General features: G+C 70.4%; 13 protein-coding genes. 5 read left to right on the top strand and 8 right to left on the bottom strand.

The features are described 5' to 3' along the window. Positions 1–5 precede the first annotated feature (5 nt). Positions 6–1,370: a glutamine synthetase family protein gene (locus OHA73_RS10825; RefSeq protein WP_327654932.1), complete on the bottom strand. Its 1,365-nt coding sequence runs from the start codon at positions 1,368–1,370 to the stop codon at positions 6–8. A 204-nt stretch (positions 1,371–1,574) separates the two neighbouring features. Between OHA73_RS10825 and OHA73_RS10830 the strand changes: the two genes are divergently transcribed. Beyond that, a complete protein-coding gene (locus OHA73_RS10830; protein WP_266721563.1) occupies positions 1,575–2,273 on the top strand; it encodes a gamma-glutamyl-gamma-aminobutyrate hydrolase family protein in 699 nt (232 codons plus the stop codon). On the opposite strand, the gene OHA73_RS10835 is transcribed toward OHA73_RS10830, so the two are convergent. Together OHA73_RS10835 and OHA73_RS10840 are read right to left on the bottom strand one after the other, a co-directional pair. Beyond that, entirely contained in the window at positions 2,227–3,213 is a 987-nt protein-coding gene (locus OHA73_RS10835) for an aminoglycoside phosphotransferase family protein (protein ID WP_327654933.1), read from the bottom strand. The genes OHA73_RS10830 and OHA73_RS10835 overlap by 47 nt on opposite strands. Before the next feature lie 452 nt (positions 3,214–3,665). After that, the gene (locus tag OHA73_RS10840) at positions 3,666–4,601 is read right to left on the bottom strand and encodes a LysR family transcriptional regulator (protein WP_266721559.1); all 936 of its coding nucleotides are present in this window, start codon (positions 4,599–4,601) and stop codon (positions 3,666–3,668) included. A 70-nt stretch (positions 4,602–4,671) separates the two neighbouring features. Between OHA73_RS10840 and OHA73_RS10845 the strand changes: the two genes are divergently transcribed. After that, positions 4,672–5,793 carry a TDT family transporter gene (locus OHA73_RS10845; protein WP_327654934.1) on the top strand — a complete coding sequence of 374 codons (1,122 nt, stop codon included), beginning with the start codon at positions 4,672–4,674 and terminating at the stop codon, positions 5,791–5,793. Here the strand turns inward: OHA73_RS10845 and OHA73_RS10850 are convergent. From OHA73_RS10850 to OHA73_RS10865, 4 genes are all read right to left on the bottom strand, one after another. Next, the gene (locus tag OHA73_RS10850) at positions 5,762–6,478 is read right to left on the bottom strand and encodes a helical backbone metal receptor (RefSeq protein ID WP_327654935.1); all 717 of its coding nucleotides are present in this window, start codon (positions 6,476–6,478) and stop codon (positions 5,762–5,764) included. The two genes, OHA73_RS10845 and OHA73_RS10850, sit on opposite strands and share 32 nt — an antisense overlap. A 169-nt stretch (positions 6,479–6,647) precedes the next feature. Further along, positions 6,648–7,229, bottom strand: coding sequence for a helix-turn-helix domain-containing protein (locus OHA73_RS10855; protein ID WP_266721536.1), 582 nt, complete (start codon positions 7,227–7,229; stop codon positions 6,648–6,650). 226 nt (positions 7,230–7,455) lie between these two features. Further along, positions 7,456–10,065 (bottom strand): ABC transporter permease/substrate binding protein, encoded by a 2,610-nt coding sequence (locus OHA73_RS10860; protein WP_266721535.1) that lies wholly within the window; start codon positions 10,063–10,065, stop codon positions 7,456–7,458. Continuing rightward, positions 10,058–11,200: a quaternary amine ABC transporter ATP-binding protein gene (locus OHA73_RS10865; protein WP_327654936.1), complete on the bottom strand. Its 1,143-nt coding sequence runs from the start codon at positions 11,198–11,200 to the stop codon at positions 10,058–10,060. Before OHA73_RS10865 ends, OHA73_RS10860 begins: the two co-directional genes overlap by 8 nt. A gap of 291 nt (positions 11,201–11,491) precedes the next feature. Between OHA73_RS10865 and OHA73_RS10870 the strand changes: the two genes are divergently transcribed. Genes OHA73_RS10870 through OHA73_RS10880 form a run of 3 tightly spaced genes read left to right on the top strand, consistent with a single transcriptional unit; the run spans position 11,492 to position 14,283 of the window. After that, a complete protein-coding gene (locus OHA73_RS10870) occupies positions 11,492–12,400 on the top strand; it encodes a 5'-3' exonuclease (RefSeq protein WP_266725597.1) in 909 nt (302 codons plus the stop codon). Positions 12,401–12,450: 50 nt separating this feature from the next. After that, positions 12,451–13,284, top strand: coding sequence for a siderophore-interacting protein (locus OHA73_RS10875; protein ID WP_266721531.1), 834 nt, complete (start codon positions 12,451–12,453; stop codon positions 13,282–13,284). Positions 13,285–13,317: 33 nt separating this feature from the next. After that, positions 13,318–14,283, top strand: coding sequence for a pseudouridine synthase (locus OHA73_RS10880; RefSeq protein ID WP_327654937.1), 966 nt, complete (start codon positions 13,318–13,320; stop codon positions 14,281–14,283). 72 nt (positions 14,284–14,355) lie between these two features. Here the strand turns inward: OHA73_RS10880 and OHA73_RS10885 are convergent, their stop codons facing one another. Beyond that, positions 14,356–15,906, bottom strand: a complete 1,551-nt coding sequence (locus OHA73_RS10885) for a cytochrome P450 (RefSeq protein WP_266721527.1) — start codon at positions 15,904–15,906, stop codon at positions 14,356–14,358. Between the last annotated feature and the right edge of the window lie 47 nt (positions 15,907–15,953).

Here is a 15,953-nt window from a genome sequence, read left to right on the forward strand (position 1 = left end):
CCCTTTCACAGCCTCTCGAATCCCCGACGGAGTTCCCAGTCGGTCACGGCGGCGTCGTACGCGTCGAGCTCGACGCGCGCCATGTTGCGGTAGTGGGCGACGGCCTCGTCGCCGAAGGCGGCCTTGGCGATCGGGCTGTTCTCCCAGAGCTCGGCGGCCTCGCGCAGGGTGGCGGGGACGTGCGCGTAGTCGGCGGTGTAGGCGTTGCCCGCGCAGGCCTCGGGGAGCTCCAGCTTGTTCTCGACCCCGTACAGGCCCGCCGCGACGAGCCCGGCCACCGCGAGATACGGGTTGACGTCCCCGCCGGGGAGCCGGTTCTCGAAGCGGGTGGAGCGGCCGTGGCCGACGACGCGCAGCGCGCAGGTGCGGTTGTCGTGGCCCCAGGCGACGGCGGTCGGCGCGAAGGAACCCGGCTGGAACCGCTTGTAGGAGTTGATGTTCGGCGCGTAGAGCAGGGAGAAGTCGCGCAGCGCGGCGAGCTGCCCGGCGAGGAAGTGCCGCATGAGCTCCGACATGCCGTGCCCGCCGGGCTCCGCCATGACGTTCGTGCCGTCGGCGTCGGCGAGCGACAGGTGGATGTGGCAGGAGTTGCCCTCGCGCTCGTTGTACTTCGCCATGAAGGTGAGCGAGCAGCCCTCCTGCGCGGCGATCTCCTTGGCGCCGGTCTTGTAGATCGCGTGCTGGTCGCAGGTGGTGAGGGCCTCGTCGTAGCGGAAGACGATCTCGTGCTGCCCGGGGTTGCACTCCCCCTTGGCGGACTCGACGGTGAGGCCCGCGCCCGCCATCTCGTTGCGGATGCGGCGCAGCAGCGGCTCGATGCGCCCGGTGCCGAGGACGGAGTAGTCGATGTTGTACTGATTGGCCGGCGTGAGGGCCCGGTAGTTCGCGTCCCAGGCCTGCTCGTAGGTGTCCTTGAAGACGATGAACTCGAGTTCGGTGCCGACCTGGGCGGTGAGCCCAAGATCGGTGAGGCGCTCCAGCTGGCGGCGCAGTATCTGCCGGGGCGCGGCGACGACCGGGGAGCCGTCGTCCCAGGCGAGGTCGGCGGTGAGCATGGCCGTGCCCGCGTTCCACGGGACGCGGCGCAGGGTGGACAGGTCGGGGTGCATGGCGAAGTCGCCGTAGCCGCGGTCCCAGGACGACATCGCGTAGCCGTCGACGGTGTTCATCTCGGTGTCGACGGCGAGCAGGTAGTTGCAGCCCTCCGTGCCGTGCTCGAGGACCTCGTCGAGAAAGAAGCGGGCGGCGAAGCGTTTGCCCTGGAGGCGGCCCTGCATATCGGGGAACGCCAGGACCACGGTGTCGATCTCTCCGCTTCCGACGAGGGCGTGCAGCTCCTCCACGGTCAGCGGGGACGGTCGGTCTGCCACGGGAAGATCCTCCTCAGGTCAACCGGAACCACAACGTAATCGCCGGGCCGCCACCTGGGAAGCAGCCACGGGGCACGCCGAGAGGACACTGCCCCGGTGGCGCTGCCCGCATGCTGAACGCCCCGGTGGCGTGCGTCGTGATCTCGTACGCTCGGGTGCTCGGTACGAACGGCATCGGGGAACGGCATCGGGGAGCGCGACACCATGGTGAGCAGGCCGCTGATCGGCATCAGCACCTACCTGGAGGACAGGGCCAGTTGGGGCATCTGGGAGCTGCCCGCGGCGCTGCTGCCCATCGGCTACCCCCGGCTCGTGCAGCAATCCGGCGGGCTCGCCGCGATGACTCCCCCGGACGACCCGAAGCACGCGCCGTCGGTGGTGGCCCGGCTCGACGGGGTGATCGTGGCGGGCGGCCCCGATGTGGACCCGGTCCGGTACGGCGCGGAGCGCGACCCGCGCACGGGGCCGGCCGCCGGGGAGCGGGACACGTGGGAACTCGCCCTGATCCGGGCCGCGTTGACGTCCGGCACGCCGCTGCTCGGCATCTGCCGCGGCATGCAGCTCCTCAACGTCGCCCTCGGCGGCACGCTCACGCAGCACATCGAGGGCCACGTGAAGGAGATCGGTACCTTCGGCACCCACACCGTCACTCCGCTGCCGGGCACCCGCTACGGCGACCTCGTCCCGGAGCCCACCGAGGTCCCGACCTACCACCACCAGGCGGTCGACCGCCTCGGCAGGGGCCTGGTCGCCTCCGCGCACGCGGACGACGGCACGGTGGAGGCGGTCGAACTCCCCGGCATGTCCTGGGTGATGGGTGTGCAGTGGCACCCCGAGATGGGCGAGGACGCCCGGGTCACGGAAGGTCTGGTACGGGCCGCGGGTACGCCGCACGGCTTCTGAGCCGGGTCTTCAGCCAGGTCAGGGCGGCGTCGCCCTGTACGCGCTGGAAGGGCCGGAGCGTGGGCAGGCCGGGCGGCGCGGGCCGGGCCGCGTGCTCCAGGAAGAACCCGGCGAGCGCGGCGAGCGTCCGGGTGACACCCTCCGGATCGGCCGCGCGCCCCAGCGGATGCCCCGCGAAGACCCCCTCGGGCTCGGGCCCGCCCTGCGCCCGTACGCACGGCAGCATGATCAGCAGGTCGAACCAGGGGGCGGCGCGCATGGCGTGCGGCCAGTCGACGAAGACCACGCCGCCCGGCGTGAGCAGCATGTTGTCGGCCCGCAGATCGGCGTGCGCGAGCGTGTCACCGGACGCGAACGTGCCCCAGGGTGCGGCGAGTTCGGCGAGCCACTCAACATTGCGGACGGCCCACGGATCGAGTCCCGCGTCCGCCGTCCGCCCCTGGTCGAGCAGCACCCGCCAGCCGTTGAAGCCCGCACCGAGCTCGTCACCGACGGCACGCGCGGGGAACGGAGCGGGCGTGAGAACCCGGGCCAGCTCCCCCACAGCGTCCAACACCCTCCCCAACTCCCCCTCCCGCCAAGGAACATGAGGCTGCCGCCCCGCCACATCCTCGAAGGCGAGGGCGACCCAGGTCCCGTCGTCGTACGCACCGAGCAGCCGGGGAGCGGGCACCCCGACCGGCAGCGCGGCAGCGTTCCGCGCCTCCCGCCGATGAAACCGGGGACTGACCGGATTCACGTCAGCACTGACAGCCTTGACGAACGCCCGCCGCCCATCGTCAAGCACGACCCGCACAGCAACCCCGGGCGAAAACCCCCCACCCTGCGTCACAGCTTCCACAACACCGGCCCCGAGCACCTCCTCGACACCACGCCGAACAGGACCGGGGAGCGCACTCCAGGGAGTACGCACACCGGCGGCAGAGGGCACTGACTCCATGCCCCGATGCTCCCCGCCACGGCCCACCCACCGCCACCCGATTCCGCCACCTCCCGCTCAGCGCGGGGCGACCCCATCAAGCGCTCTCGACGGCGAGTGCCCACATCATCAACCGGTCTCGGCGGCGAGTGACCCATCCAATCGGTCTCGGCGGCGAGTGACCCATCCAATCGGTCTCGGCGGCGAGTGACCAAATCAAGCCCCTGCGGCGATTGAGCAGCGGGGTCCGGGGCAGAGCCCCGATCTTTCAAGCCCTGCGGCCATCAAGCAGCGGGGCCCGGGGCAGAGCCCCAAATCAAGCCCCGCTCTTGGACGAGAGCCCGCGAGGTCCGGGGCAGAGCCCCGATCTTTCCAGCCCCGCCGGCGATTGAGGCGCGGGGTCCGGGGCAGAGCCCCGCGACCGCACCCCCGTCGCAGCCCCGCCACACCGCCCGCCACACCCACCCGCCGCCTCACCCAGACCGGGTCAGCGACAGCAGGTCCCGCGCAGGCCCCACCGGACGGTGCCCCGTCGGCCACACCGCCCTCAACTCCCGCCTCAACTCCGCCCCCTCCAACGGAATCTCCACGAGCCGCCGCGCCCCCAACTCCTCCCCCACCGCCAACTCACTCAGCACGGAGGGCCCCGCCCCACTCACCGCCGCCGACTTCACCGCCGTCGTCGACGACAGCTCGATCAACGGCCGCGCCAACCCGCCGAGCGCCGCGTCCAGGACCTGCCGCGTCCCCGACCCCTCCTCCCGCAGAATGAGCGGGGTGACGGCCAGCTCCCCCGCGGCCAGCGGCTTGCGGCGCCGCGCCCACGGATGCCCCGGCGCCGTCACCACGACCAGCCGGTCGTGCGCGATGACCGCCGAGTCGAGCCCCGCAGGGACCGTGCGCCCCTCCACGAACCCGAGGTCCGCCTCACCACCGAGCAGCCGCTCCGCGACCGCCGTCGAGTTCCCGGCCAGCAACGACACCGCCGTGTCGGGCCGCTCGGCGCGCAGCGCGATCAGCCAGCGCGGCAGCAGATACTCGGCGATCGTCATGCTCGCCGCCACCCGCAGCCGCGAATCGCGCCGGTCCCGCAGCGCGGACGCCCCCGCATCGAACTGCTCGGCCGCCTCCACGATGGGCCGGGCCCAGTCCGTGACGAGCGCCCCGCTGTCGGTGAGCCGGGAGCCGCGCGGCGAGCGGTCGACGAGGGCGAGCCCGAGCTGCCGCTCCATCGACCGGATCCGGCTGCTCGCGGCGGGCTGCGTGATGCCGAGGGCACGGGCGGCCGCGCCGAGGCTACCGAGGCGGGCCACCGCGAGGAGCAGCTGCAGCGCGCCGAGTTCGGGCACGCGGTGTGCCAGCCCCGCGTCCGGCGCATGCCCCGTGATCCCTGTGTCCTCCTGGCTCATAAGGCCAGGTTATGCGCTCATAGCGAGGTCATCCCTACTAGGGGCCGTCGACCGGCGTGATCGTAGAACCATGGTCACTGCCGCCCACCCCGCGCCCCGTCCCCTCCCCCTTCCCCTGACCGGCGTCCGCGCCGCCGTCCGGCAGCTCGGCCCGAACTGGTACGCCGCCGTCATGGGCACCGCGATCATCGCCAACGCCGGCGCCACGCTGCCCGTGCGGTTCCCGGGCCTGCGCACCGCCCTCACGGCGGTGTGGGCCCTGTCGTTCGTGCTGCTCCTCGTCCTCCTCGGCGCCCGCGCGCTGCACTGGACGCACCACCGCGACCGGGCCAGGGAACAGCTGCTCGACCCGACGGCCGCACCGTTCTACGGCTGCCTCTCGATGGCGCTCCTCGCGGTGGGCGCGGGCACGATCCTCGTGGGACAGGACTGGATCGGCCTCGAAGCCGCCGTCGCCGTGGACACGGTGCTGTTCACGGCGGGCACCGTCATCGGGCTCGCCGCGGCGGTCACCATCCCGTATCTGATGGTGGTGCGCCATCGCATCGCCGCCGAGGAGGCCTCGCCGGTGTGGCTGCTGCCGGTCGTCGCGCCGATGGTGTCCGCGGCCGTGGGACCTCTGCTGTTGCCGCACCTGCCTGCCGGTCAGGCGCAGCAGACCCTGCTGTTCGCCTGCTACGCCATGTTCGGACTGAGCCTGCTCGCGACCCTGGTCATGCTGCCGGTGATCTTCGCGCGGCTCGTCACGGCGGGCCCGCTGCCGCTGCTGCTGACCCCGACGCTGTTCCTCGTGCTGGGTCCGCTCGGCCAGTCGACGACGGCCGCCAACAAGTTCGCGGACGTCGCGGGCGGCGTGCTCCCCGCCTCGTACGCGCACGGTTTCACCGCGTTCGCCGTCCTGTACGGGGTCCCGGTGATGGGCTTCGCCCTGCTGTGGCTGGCGCTCGCCCTCGCGATGGCCCTGCGGGCGCGCCGCCGGGGCATGGGCTTCGCGATGACGTGGTGGGCGTTCACCTTCCCCGTCGGCACCTGCGTGACCGGCGCGGAGGGCCTGGGCAAGCACACGGGCCTCGCCGTGTTCGACGGCCTCGCGGTCGTCCTCTACGTGGGGTTGGTGGCGGTCTGGGCGGTCGCCGCGGTCCACACGGCACGCGGCCTGCTCAGCGGACGGCTGCTCGCAGCGCCGCGCTGAGCTCCTCCACGGCCTGCGCCAACGACGGCCCGTACCAGGTGAGATGGCGCCCGCCGACCAGCGCGGTCGGCCCCTCGAAGCACTCCGGGCCGTCGTCCGCCGTGAAGCGGTACGGCTCGTCCGGGAGGATCACGACGTCCGGCTTCCGGTCGCGGAGTTCGTCGAGCGCGATGCGCGGATAGCGCTCGGCGTGGCCCGCGTACACGTTGTCGACGCCGAGCCGGGCCAGGAGATCGCCGGCAAAAGTGTCCCGGCCGAGCACCATCCACGGCCGCCGCCAGATCGGCACGACGGCCGTCAACCGGCTCTCGGGCACGGCCAGTTGGCTCCAGGCGGCCTCCGCCTCGTCCAGCCACCGCGGCCGCGCCACCGCCCCGCACGCCCGCAGCAGCCGGTCCAACTCACGTACCGCCTGCGGCAGTTCACGCACCTCGGTGACCAGCACCTCGACGCCCGCCGCACGCAGGTCGGCGAGGTCGCCCGGCCGGTTCTCCTCCTCGTTGGCGACGACCAGATCCGGACGCAGCGCGACGACCGCCCGCACGTCGGGGTTCTTGGTGCCGCCGATCCGGGCCACGTCGAGGTCCGCCGGATGGGTGCACCAGTCGGTCGCTCCGACGAGCACCCCGGGCAGCGTCACGGCGACCGCCTCCGTCAGGGACGGCACAAGCGAGACGACACGCACGGCGGGCCCAGGGTCTGTCGTTTGGATCAGGCCGGGCTCGCGGGGGCCGGCACGCACGCTCGCGGCGTTGTCGTCGGTTGCCGACGCTCCGCGTCGACTCCCTCCTCCGCCTTGCGATCGCACGCACCGGCCCCCGCTCCCTGATCCGGCCTGATCCAAACGACAGACCCTACTTCGGGCCCGGCTCGTCGACCGCGTCGATGTGCTCGGCGACCGCCACGACGACCACCCGCGCGTCCGGCACGGTCGCCCGCCACCGGTGCCGCACGCCACCGGTCAGGTACAGCGTGTCACCGCGGAAGAGCCGGTACGCGCGTCCCTCCGCCTCGACCTCGACCGCGCCCTCCGTCACATGCATCAGCACGTCGTTGCGGAGCTGGAACTCGCGGCCCGGGTCGTGGTCGCCGACGAACTCCTGGGCGTGCATCTGGTGGTGGCCGCGGACCAGGGACCGTACGACGAAGTCCGTGCCGCCCTGGCGGTCGGACACGTCCGTGTCGTCCGCGCGCACCAGGTCCACGGTGTGGGCCGGGTCGGCGGCGGCGAGGAGCTCGACGGCGGTGGTGCCGAGCGCGTCGGCGACCTTCTCCAGGGAGCGGCGGCTGGGCCGCGCCCGCTCGTTCTCGACCTGGCTGAGGAACGGCACCGACAGGCCGCTGCGCTCGGCGACGGCCGAAAGGGTCAGTTCGAGGGAGCGGCGGCGGCGTCGGACGGCCGCGCCCACGCGAAGTGATTCCTTGTGTTCGTCCATGACTTCCGCTCCCTCCTGCCGGTCGCCCTGTGCGTTTCCCTGTTCATGCACCCGGTTCTTCATGCACCCGGTTCTTCACGCGCCCGGTTCTTCATGCGCCCGATTCGTTTGATTGCACCCTACGCATGTTCACCCCGCGGTTTCATGTGAGCGCCGGAAACGCCGTGAGGGGCGGGCTCCCTCTCGGGAACCCGCCCCTCACGATCGGTCACGCCTCAGAAAGTGGTCAGGAAGCGGTCATCCGCTTCTCGACGTCCTGGTGCGTCTCGAGCCACTTGGAGACGGCCGCCTCCTCGTGCCCCTGACCCTGCTTCTTGATCTCGGACTCCAGGCCCGCCAGCTCGCCCTCGCTCATCTTGAAGTTCTTGAACCACTTCGTGAGCTGCGGGTACTTGCTGGGGAACTCCTTGTTGGAGATGGTCCGGATCTTGTCGCCCGGGCCCCAGGCCTTCTTCGTGTCCTTGAGCTTGGTCAGCTTGTAGTCGCTGTACGCCCAGTGCGGGGACCAGAGCACGACCGCGATCGGCTCCTTCTTGGCGTACGCGCGCTTGAGCTGCGCCAGCATCGCCGGCGTGGAGCCGTCGACGACCTTGTACTCCTTGTCCAGGCCGTAGGCCGGGAGCACGTCGTTCTTCAGCAGGCTCATCTCGCCGGTACCGGCCTCGATACCGATGATCTTGCCGTCGAACTTCGACGCCTTGCCCTTGAGGTCCTCGTAGGACTTGATGCCCTTCACGTAGGACGGAACGGAGACCTCGAGGGACGTCGGGCTGTACCAGCTGCCCAGGTCCTTGAGGTTGTTCTTGTTCTTGTCCCAGTAGTTGGACTGCGCGTGCGGGAGCCAGGCGTCGAAGTTGACGTCCAGGTCACCGCTGGCGAGGCCGGTGTAGACCGGGCCGACGTCCATCTGCTTCAGGTTGAGCTTGTAGCCCTTCTTCTCCAGAACGTGCTTCCAGAGGTGCGTGACCGCGACGTCCTCGTCCCAGGGGAACCAGGCCACGTTCACCGGGCGCTTGGCCTCGGCCGGAGCGCCCTGCTTGACCGGGGCGACCTTGTTGACGAAGCCGGGGTTCTTCTTCAGCCACGCCTTGACGGCCTCGGGCTGCTTGCCCTTGCCGACCTTGTTGATCTCGGCCTCAAGACTGGTGAGCTGCTTCTCGCTCATCTTGAAGTTCTTGACCCACTTGTTGACCTCGGGGAACTCCTTGCCGAAGCCCTTGCGAGCCAGCGAGTGCACCCCGTCACCCTTGCCCCAGGCACCCTTCGGGTCCTTGAGCTTGGTGAGCTTGTAGTCGTTGTACGCCCAGTGCGGCGACCACAGCGGCACGACGATCGGCTTCTTCGCCGCGTACGCGCGCTTCAGCTGCGCCAGCATCGCCGGCGTCGAGCTGTCGACGACCTTGTAGTCCTTGTCGAGGCCGTACTCCTTGAGCACCTTGCTCTTGAGCAGCCCCATCTCACCGGCGCTGGCCTCGATGCCGGTGATCTTGCCACCGAACTTGTCAGCCTGGCCCTTCAGGTCCTCCATGGACTTGATGTCCTTCATGTACGAAGGCACCGCCAGTTCGAGGGAGGTGGGCCCGTACCAGGAGCCCAGGTCCTCGAGGTCCTTGCCGTACTTCTTCCAGTACTGGGCGTGCGTCGTCGGCAGCCAGGAGTCGGTCTGGAAGTCGACACTGCCGTCGGCGAGCGAGGTGTAGAGGGGGCCGGCGTCGAACTGCTTGGTCTCGACGTCGAAGCCACGCTGCTCGAGGATCTCCTTCCACAGGAACGTGGAGGCGACGCCCTCGTCCCACGGGATGTAGCCGATGGAGATCTTCTTGCCCTGGCCCACGTTCGTGGACGCGGCGGTCGGAGTGGCCCCACCGCTGTTCTGACCGAACATGCCCATACCGCCCGCGACGAGCGCGAGGACGACGACACCGACCACGGCGACGGCCGGGCGGGGACGGTACGACCAGATCTTCAGGCCCTGCGCGGACCGCAGCTTGTTGAGCGCGCGGCGGCCGAGCGGGGAGACCTGCTGGCCGAGCGAGCTGGTCATGCGGTCCAGGTAGACCGCCAGGATCACGATCGAGATACCGGCCTCGGCACCCAGGCCGACGTTCAGCTGACCGATGGCCTCGTTGACCGCGCCACCGAGACCGCCGGTGCCGACCATGCCCGCGATGGCGGCCATCGACAGGCCCAGCATGATGACCTGGTTGACGCCCGCCATGATCGTCGGGAGAGCGAGCGGCAGCTGCACGCGGAACAGCGTGTTGCTGGGCTTGGTGCCGAACGCGTCGGCGGCCTCGACCAGTTCCTTGTCGACCTGCCGGATGCCCAGCTCGGTCATGCGCACGCCCGGCGGCACCGCGAAGATCAGCGTCGCGACGATACCGGCCGGGGCACCCGAGCCGAAGAACAGAATGGCGGGGATGAGGTAGACCATCGCCGGCAGCGTCTGCATCAGGTCGAGGACCGGACGGAACAGATTGCTGATCCGGTTCGAACGCGCCGCCCAGATACCCAGCGGCACACCGATGATGAGCGCGATGATCGTGGACACCAGGACGAGCGACAGCGTGAGCATCGCGTCGTCCCACAGCTCCAGGTTCTGGATGAACCAGAACCCGATGAAGGTCAGCACACCGCCGAGCGTGCCGCGCAACCAGAACGCGATGACGGCGAAGATGCCCGCGAGCAGCAGCGGCTCGGGCGCCTGAAGCACGTCGCTCAGGCCGTTGTAGACACCGTTGAAGATGCTCTCGAAGAAGCCGAACAGCCAGTCGAGATGGGTCAGCATCCACTGGACGATGCTGTTGACCCAGTCACCAAAGGGGATCCTAGGCACCGGCATTCACCTTCTCCGCCGGCTCGTCGCCCTCGCCACGCTGCGACGGGACGGCGTCCTTCTTGTCCTTCGTGAGGCCGGTGGCCTCACCGTTCGTACCGTTCTCGACGGTCTTCATCGGCTCACCGAGCACGGCCAGCAGCCGCTCGCGCGGCACCACGCCTTGGAGTTCGCCCTCGTCATTGACGACGGCGACGGGTATCTCGCTCGTCGAGCACGGCGTAAAGAGCTCGACGATCGGCGTGTCCTCGTGGATCTTCGCCGGGGCGTCGGCCATGTCGTAGCCGTCTTCCGCGTCGGCCATGATCGCCCGCGAGCTCAGCACACGGGAACGGTCGACGTCCTGCGTGAAGGAGGCCACGTAATCGTTGGCCGGCGTGACGAGAATGTCCTCGGCCGAACCGATCTGGACGATACGACCATCGCGCATCACCGCGATGTTGTCGCCCAGACGCATGGCCTCGTTCAGGTCGTGCGTGATGAAGACGATCGTCTTCTTCAGCGTCTTCTGCAGCTCAAGAAGCTGGTCCTGCATGTCGCGCCGGATCAGCGGGTCGAGCGCACTGAACGACTCGTCCATCAGCAGCAGATCGGCGTCGGTGGCGAGCGCGCGGGCCAGGCCCACACGCTGCTGCATACCGCCGGACAGCTCGTCGGGGAAGGACTTCTCCCACCCCTCAAGACCGGCCAGCCGCAGCGCCTCGATCGCCCGCTCCTCGCGCTCCGCACGCGGAACGCCCTGCACCTCAAGGCCATAGCCCGCGTTCTCCATCACGGAGCGGTGCGGGAACAGCGCGAAGTGCTGGAACACCATGCTGATCTTGCGGGCGCGGACCTCGCGCAGGTCCTTGGGAGCCAGCGTCGTCAGGTCCTGACCGTCGAAGCGCACGTGTCCCGCGGTGGGCTCCAGGAGTCCGTTCAGCATCCGCAGGAGCGTGGACTTACCGGATCCCGACAGACCCATGACGACGAAGATCTGGCCGGACTCCACCGTGAACGACGCGTCGATCACGGCGGCGGTGGTTCCTTCGGAGCGCAGCTCCTCACGGTCTGCACCACTGCGGAGTTTCTCCACAGCCTCATCGGGTCGTCTGCCGAACACCTTGTACAGGTCTTCGGCTTCAAGCCTGGACACATACACCTCTCGGGTCGAAACAACACGGCCCGCCTCCCCCGCCGGCGGGCCGTAGAGCGATACGGATCTGTCCGCTTGACCGGTCGACCTCAATAGTTGAAGTACGTACCGGCACCGCTCCGTGGCTGCGCTTGCCCCCGTTTATCTGAAACAAACGGGGAAGTTACCCAGTTCACAGTGTGTTCACTCACGCTGATCACGTACTTACGGTCGGTGACTGTCAGTGGGGTGCGGCATGATGCGAACGTGACCCAGACGACATCCACGACAGGATCGGCGGACCGGCGCCTGATGCTGCTCGACACCGCATCTCTGTACTTCCGGGCCTACTTCGGGGTGCCGGACTCGGTGAAGGCCCCGGACGGCACCCCGGTGAACGCGGTGCGCGGGCTCCTCGAATTCATCACCCGCCTCGTGCACGACCACCGCCCCACCCATCTGGTGGCGTGCATGGACGCGGACTGGCGCCCCCAGTGGCGCGTCGACCTCATCCCCTCGTACAAGGCGCACCGCGTCGCCGAGGAGACGGCGGCCGGCTCGCCGGATGAGGAGGAGATCCCCGACACCCTCTCCCCGCAGGTCCCGATCATCGAGGCCGTGCTCGACGCGGTGGGCATCGCGCGCGTGGGCGTCGAGGGGTACGAGGCGGACGACGTGATCGGTACGTTCACGGGGCGGGCCGAGGGGCCGGTCGACATCGTCACCGGCGACCGCGACCTCTTCCAGCTGGTCGACGACAAGTTGGAGCGCCGCGTGCTGTACCCGCTGAAGGGCGTCGGCACGCTGCAGGTGACGGACGAGGACCTGCTCCGCGAGAAGTACGGGGTGGACGGATCCGGCTATGCGGACATGGCGCTGCTGCGCGGCGACCCGAGCGACGGACTGCCGGGCGTGCCCGGCATCGGCGAGAAGACGGCGGCGAAGCTGCTCGCGCAGTACGGGGACCTGGCCGGGATCATGGCGGCCGTCGACGACCCGAAGTCGAAGCTGACACCGACGCAGCGCAGGCGGCTCGACGAGGCGCGCCCGTATCTGGCGGTGGCGCCGACGGTGGTGCTCGTCGCCGGCGACGTACCGCTGCCCGAGGTGGACACGGCCCTGCCGCGTGAGCCGCACGATGCCGCGACCCTCGATGAGTTGGCGGCCCGCTGGGGCTTGGGAGGTTCTTTGCAGCGCCTCCTCACCACCCTCTCAGAATGAGGTGTTAGCTTAGGTATACCTAACTAACTGTGAATCCAGGGAGACCGCCCATGGCCGAGCGCCCCGCACGCCCGCCCCGCAAGGCCCGCTCCGCGCAGGTCGTGCGCGCCGAGAGCATCACGCCCCACATGCGACGGGTGGTGCTCGGCGGTGAGGGGCTCGCGGACTTCCCGCAAGAGCTCGAACACACCGACCACTACGTGAAGTTGCTCTTCGCGCCGGCCGGGGTGACCTACGAAGAGCCCTTCGACGTGGCCAGGATCCGCGAGGAGCTGCCCCGCGACCAGTGGCCCGTGACGCGTACGTACACGGTGCGCTACTGGGACCCGAAGACCCTTGAGCTGACGCTCGACTTCGTGGTCCACGGCGACCAGGGCCTGGCCGGGCCCTGGGCCGCGGGCGTCGAAGGGGGCGAGACCATCCACATGATGGGCCCCGGCGGCGCCTACCACCCCGACACCACGGCGGACTGGCACCTCATCGCCGGTGACGAGAGCGCCCTGCCGGCGATCGCCGCCGCCCTCGAAGCGCTGCCCGAGGGCACGCGGGCACACGCCTTCATCGAGGTCGAGGGCCCCGAGGAGGAGCAGAAGATCGACTCGCCCGTCGAGGTCACCTGGCTGCACCGCGCGGGCCGCCCGGTCGGGCAGGCGCTCATCTCCGCGGTGACCGGGCTCGACTTCCCCGAGGGCCGCCCGCACGCGTTCGTGCACGGCGAGGCGGGCTTCGTGAAGGAGCTGCGCCGGCACCTGCGGATCGACCGCGCGATCCCGCGCGAGGACCTGTCGATCTCCGGCTACTGGCGCCTCGGGCACAACGAGGACGGCTGGCAGGCCTCGAAGCGCGACTGGAACGCGCAGGTGGAGGCCGAGCAGGAGGCCTGATCCTGCGCCCCGGCCGCCGTACCCTTTCCCTCTGTGAGAAGACGCAAGCGCCCCGCCCCGCCGCCCTCCCCGCTCCCGCAGCGCGAAGGCATCGACGCCGTCCGCGTGCGGATGCCGGAGGGCGGCCCGGGGCGCACCGTCCGGGACCACCTCGTGCACCGGCTCCCCGCCGAGGACACGGTGATCGACCGGATGATCGCGCAGGGGGCGTTCGTGACCGCGGACGGGCGCCCGGTCACCGCCGACAGCCCTTACGAGGTGGGCGGCACCGTGTGGTTCCACCGGGAGCTCGCGCCCGAGGTCCCCGTGCCGTTCCCCGTCGAGGTCGTGTACCGCGACGAGCACATCGTGGTCGCCGACAAGCCGCACTTCCTCGCCACGACACCGCGCGGCAGCCATGTCACCGAGACCGCGCTCGCCCGGCTCCGCCGCGACCTCGGCATCGAGCGGCTGAGCCCGGCCCACCGCCTCGACCGGCTCACGGCCGGGCTCGTCCTGTTCGTGGTGCGGCCCGAGGAGCGCGGCCACTACCAGACTCTCTTCCGCGACCGCCGGGTCACCAAGGAGTACGAGGCCGTGGCCGCGTACGACCCGGGGGTGGAGCTCCCCGTGACCCTGCGCGGCCGGATCGAGAAGGTGCCCGGCCGGCTCGCCGCGTTCGAGGTGCCGGGCGGTGAGCCGAACGCCGAGAGCCGCATCGAACTCGCCGAGCGCAAGGGGGACATGGCGCTGTACCGCCTCACCCCGCACACCGGCCGCACGCACCAGCTGCGCGTCCATATGAACCGCGTCGGCCTGCCGATCCTCGGCGACCCGCTCTTCCCGGAGGTCGCCGACCGGGCTGCGGACGACGACTTCCGGCGCCCCCTCCAACTCCTCTCCCGGACCCTGGAGTTCACGGACCCGGTGAGCGGCCGCGAGCACCGCTTCGTGAGCCGGAGGGAGCTCACGGCCTGGACCTCGTACGAGGAGTGGGAGCAGGGGCCGGGGCCGGGTTAGGCAACCGGCGCATCCACCGCGCCGACCGGCCAGTTCACCGCTCCGGCCGGTCCGCTCACCGCGCCCACCTGATCACTCGCCGCGCCACCAACGCAGGAAGCGCTGCCAGGCGCCGAGCCTGGCCGGCGTCTGCCGGTGCGGGTGGGCGTGCGGGTGCGACGGCTGCGCGGCCGGGTCGGGAGCAGCCGGCGCGGCGGGCGCGGCCTCGGGCGTCGTCACCGGCGGCATCGCGCCCGACGGCATCGTGGGCGGCAGGCCCGAGGAGATCTTCCAGTCCGGCCGCTGCGAAGGCAGCTTGCCCGGCTGGGACTTCACGTCCTGCGGCGGACGCGGCGTGAAGTCCACCGGCAGCTCCACCAGATGCCGCCCCATGATCGTCGAGACCCACCTCAAATCGCTCTCTGGAATCTCGAGTTCGGCGTCGGGCAGGCGCATCAGGAACGCGTCGACCCCGATCTCCGCAAGGGCGCGCCCGATGTCCTGCCCGGGGCACTCGTGCGGGCCGCCGCCGAACGCGAGGTGCGAGCGGTTGCCCTGCATGTGAGCGCCGGGTTCGGGGCGCACCCTCGGGTCCGCGTTGCCCGGCTGGATGCCGAAGATCAGGCCGTCCCCGGCGCGGATGCGCTGCCCGCCCAGCTCCGTGTCCGCCTTGGCGAAGTAGCCGACGTTGGCGCTGAACGGCGGCTCGTCCCACAGCGACTGCTCGACCGCCTCCGGCACGGTCATCTGCCCGCCGTTGAGTCGCGCGCGGAACCGGGGGTCGGTGAGCACCACGCGCAGCACGTTCACCATGAGGTTGGCCGAACCCTCGTACGTGGCGATGAGGATGAGCCGCAGAGTCTGCGCGACCTCGTCGTCGCTGAGCGCGGAGGGGGAGGTGATGAGGGTGCTGGTGAAGTCCTCCTCGAGCGGCTCGGCGCGACGCCGCACGGCGAGGTCCGTCAGGATCCCCATCAGGTACTCGTTGCACGCGATGGCCGTCTCGCCACCCTTGAGCAGGTCGCGCGTGGCCTGCACGATGCGCTCGCTGTAGGCCTCGGGTGCGCCGAGCAGCTCCAGCATCACCATCATCGGGAGATGCTCGGCGAACTCGCTGACGACCTCGCAGCGGCCGCGCTCGGAGAACCGGTTGATGATCTCCTGCGTGGCCCGGTTGATGGCGCGGCGCAGATCACGGTGCTCGACGGTCTCGACGGCGTCGTTGACCGCGCTGCGCAGCCGCAGATGCTCGGCGCCCTCCTCCATCGCGCACATGGGCTGCCAGGTGAAGACCGGGGCGAGCGGGTGCGTGGGCTTGACGGTGCCGTCCCTGACGGCGGTCCAGTTCCGGGAGTCCCGGTTGAACAGGGCCGTGGTGCTCACCATCTGGAGGTTCTCGCTGTGCCCGAGGACCGTCCACATGGGGACGTCCTCGTGGATGAGCGCCGGGGCGACCGGGCCGTACTCGGCGCGGAGTTTCTCGTAGACACCGGCGAGGTCCGCGTCGGCCTCGGGGCCGTAGAGCCGGCGAAGGCCGTCGGGGCCGAAGGCGTGTGCGGGGCAGCCGGGCGGCGGCGCGAGCGCGGAGTCTCCGGGGGCGTCGAATCCGGCTGGCGACTGCGGGGGTTGGGAGGGTGACGTCACGGGTTCGCTCCGGTCGGTGTGGTCAACAGAATTCGGTCGAGCGGCAC

It is taken from the genome of Streptomyces sp. NBC_00483 (genome assembly GCF_036013745.1).
In the GTDB taxonomy this organism is placed as follows: domain Bacteria; phylum Actinomycetota; class Actinomycetes; order Streptomycetales; family Streptomycetaceae; genus Streptomyces.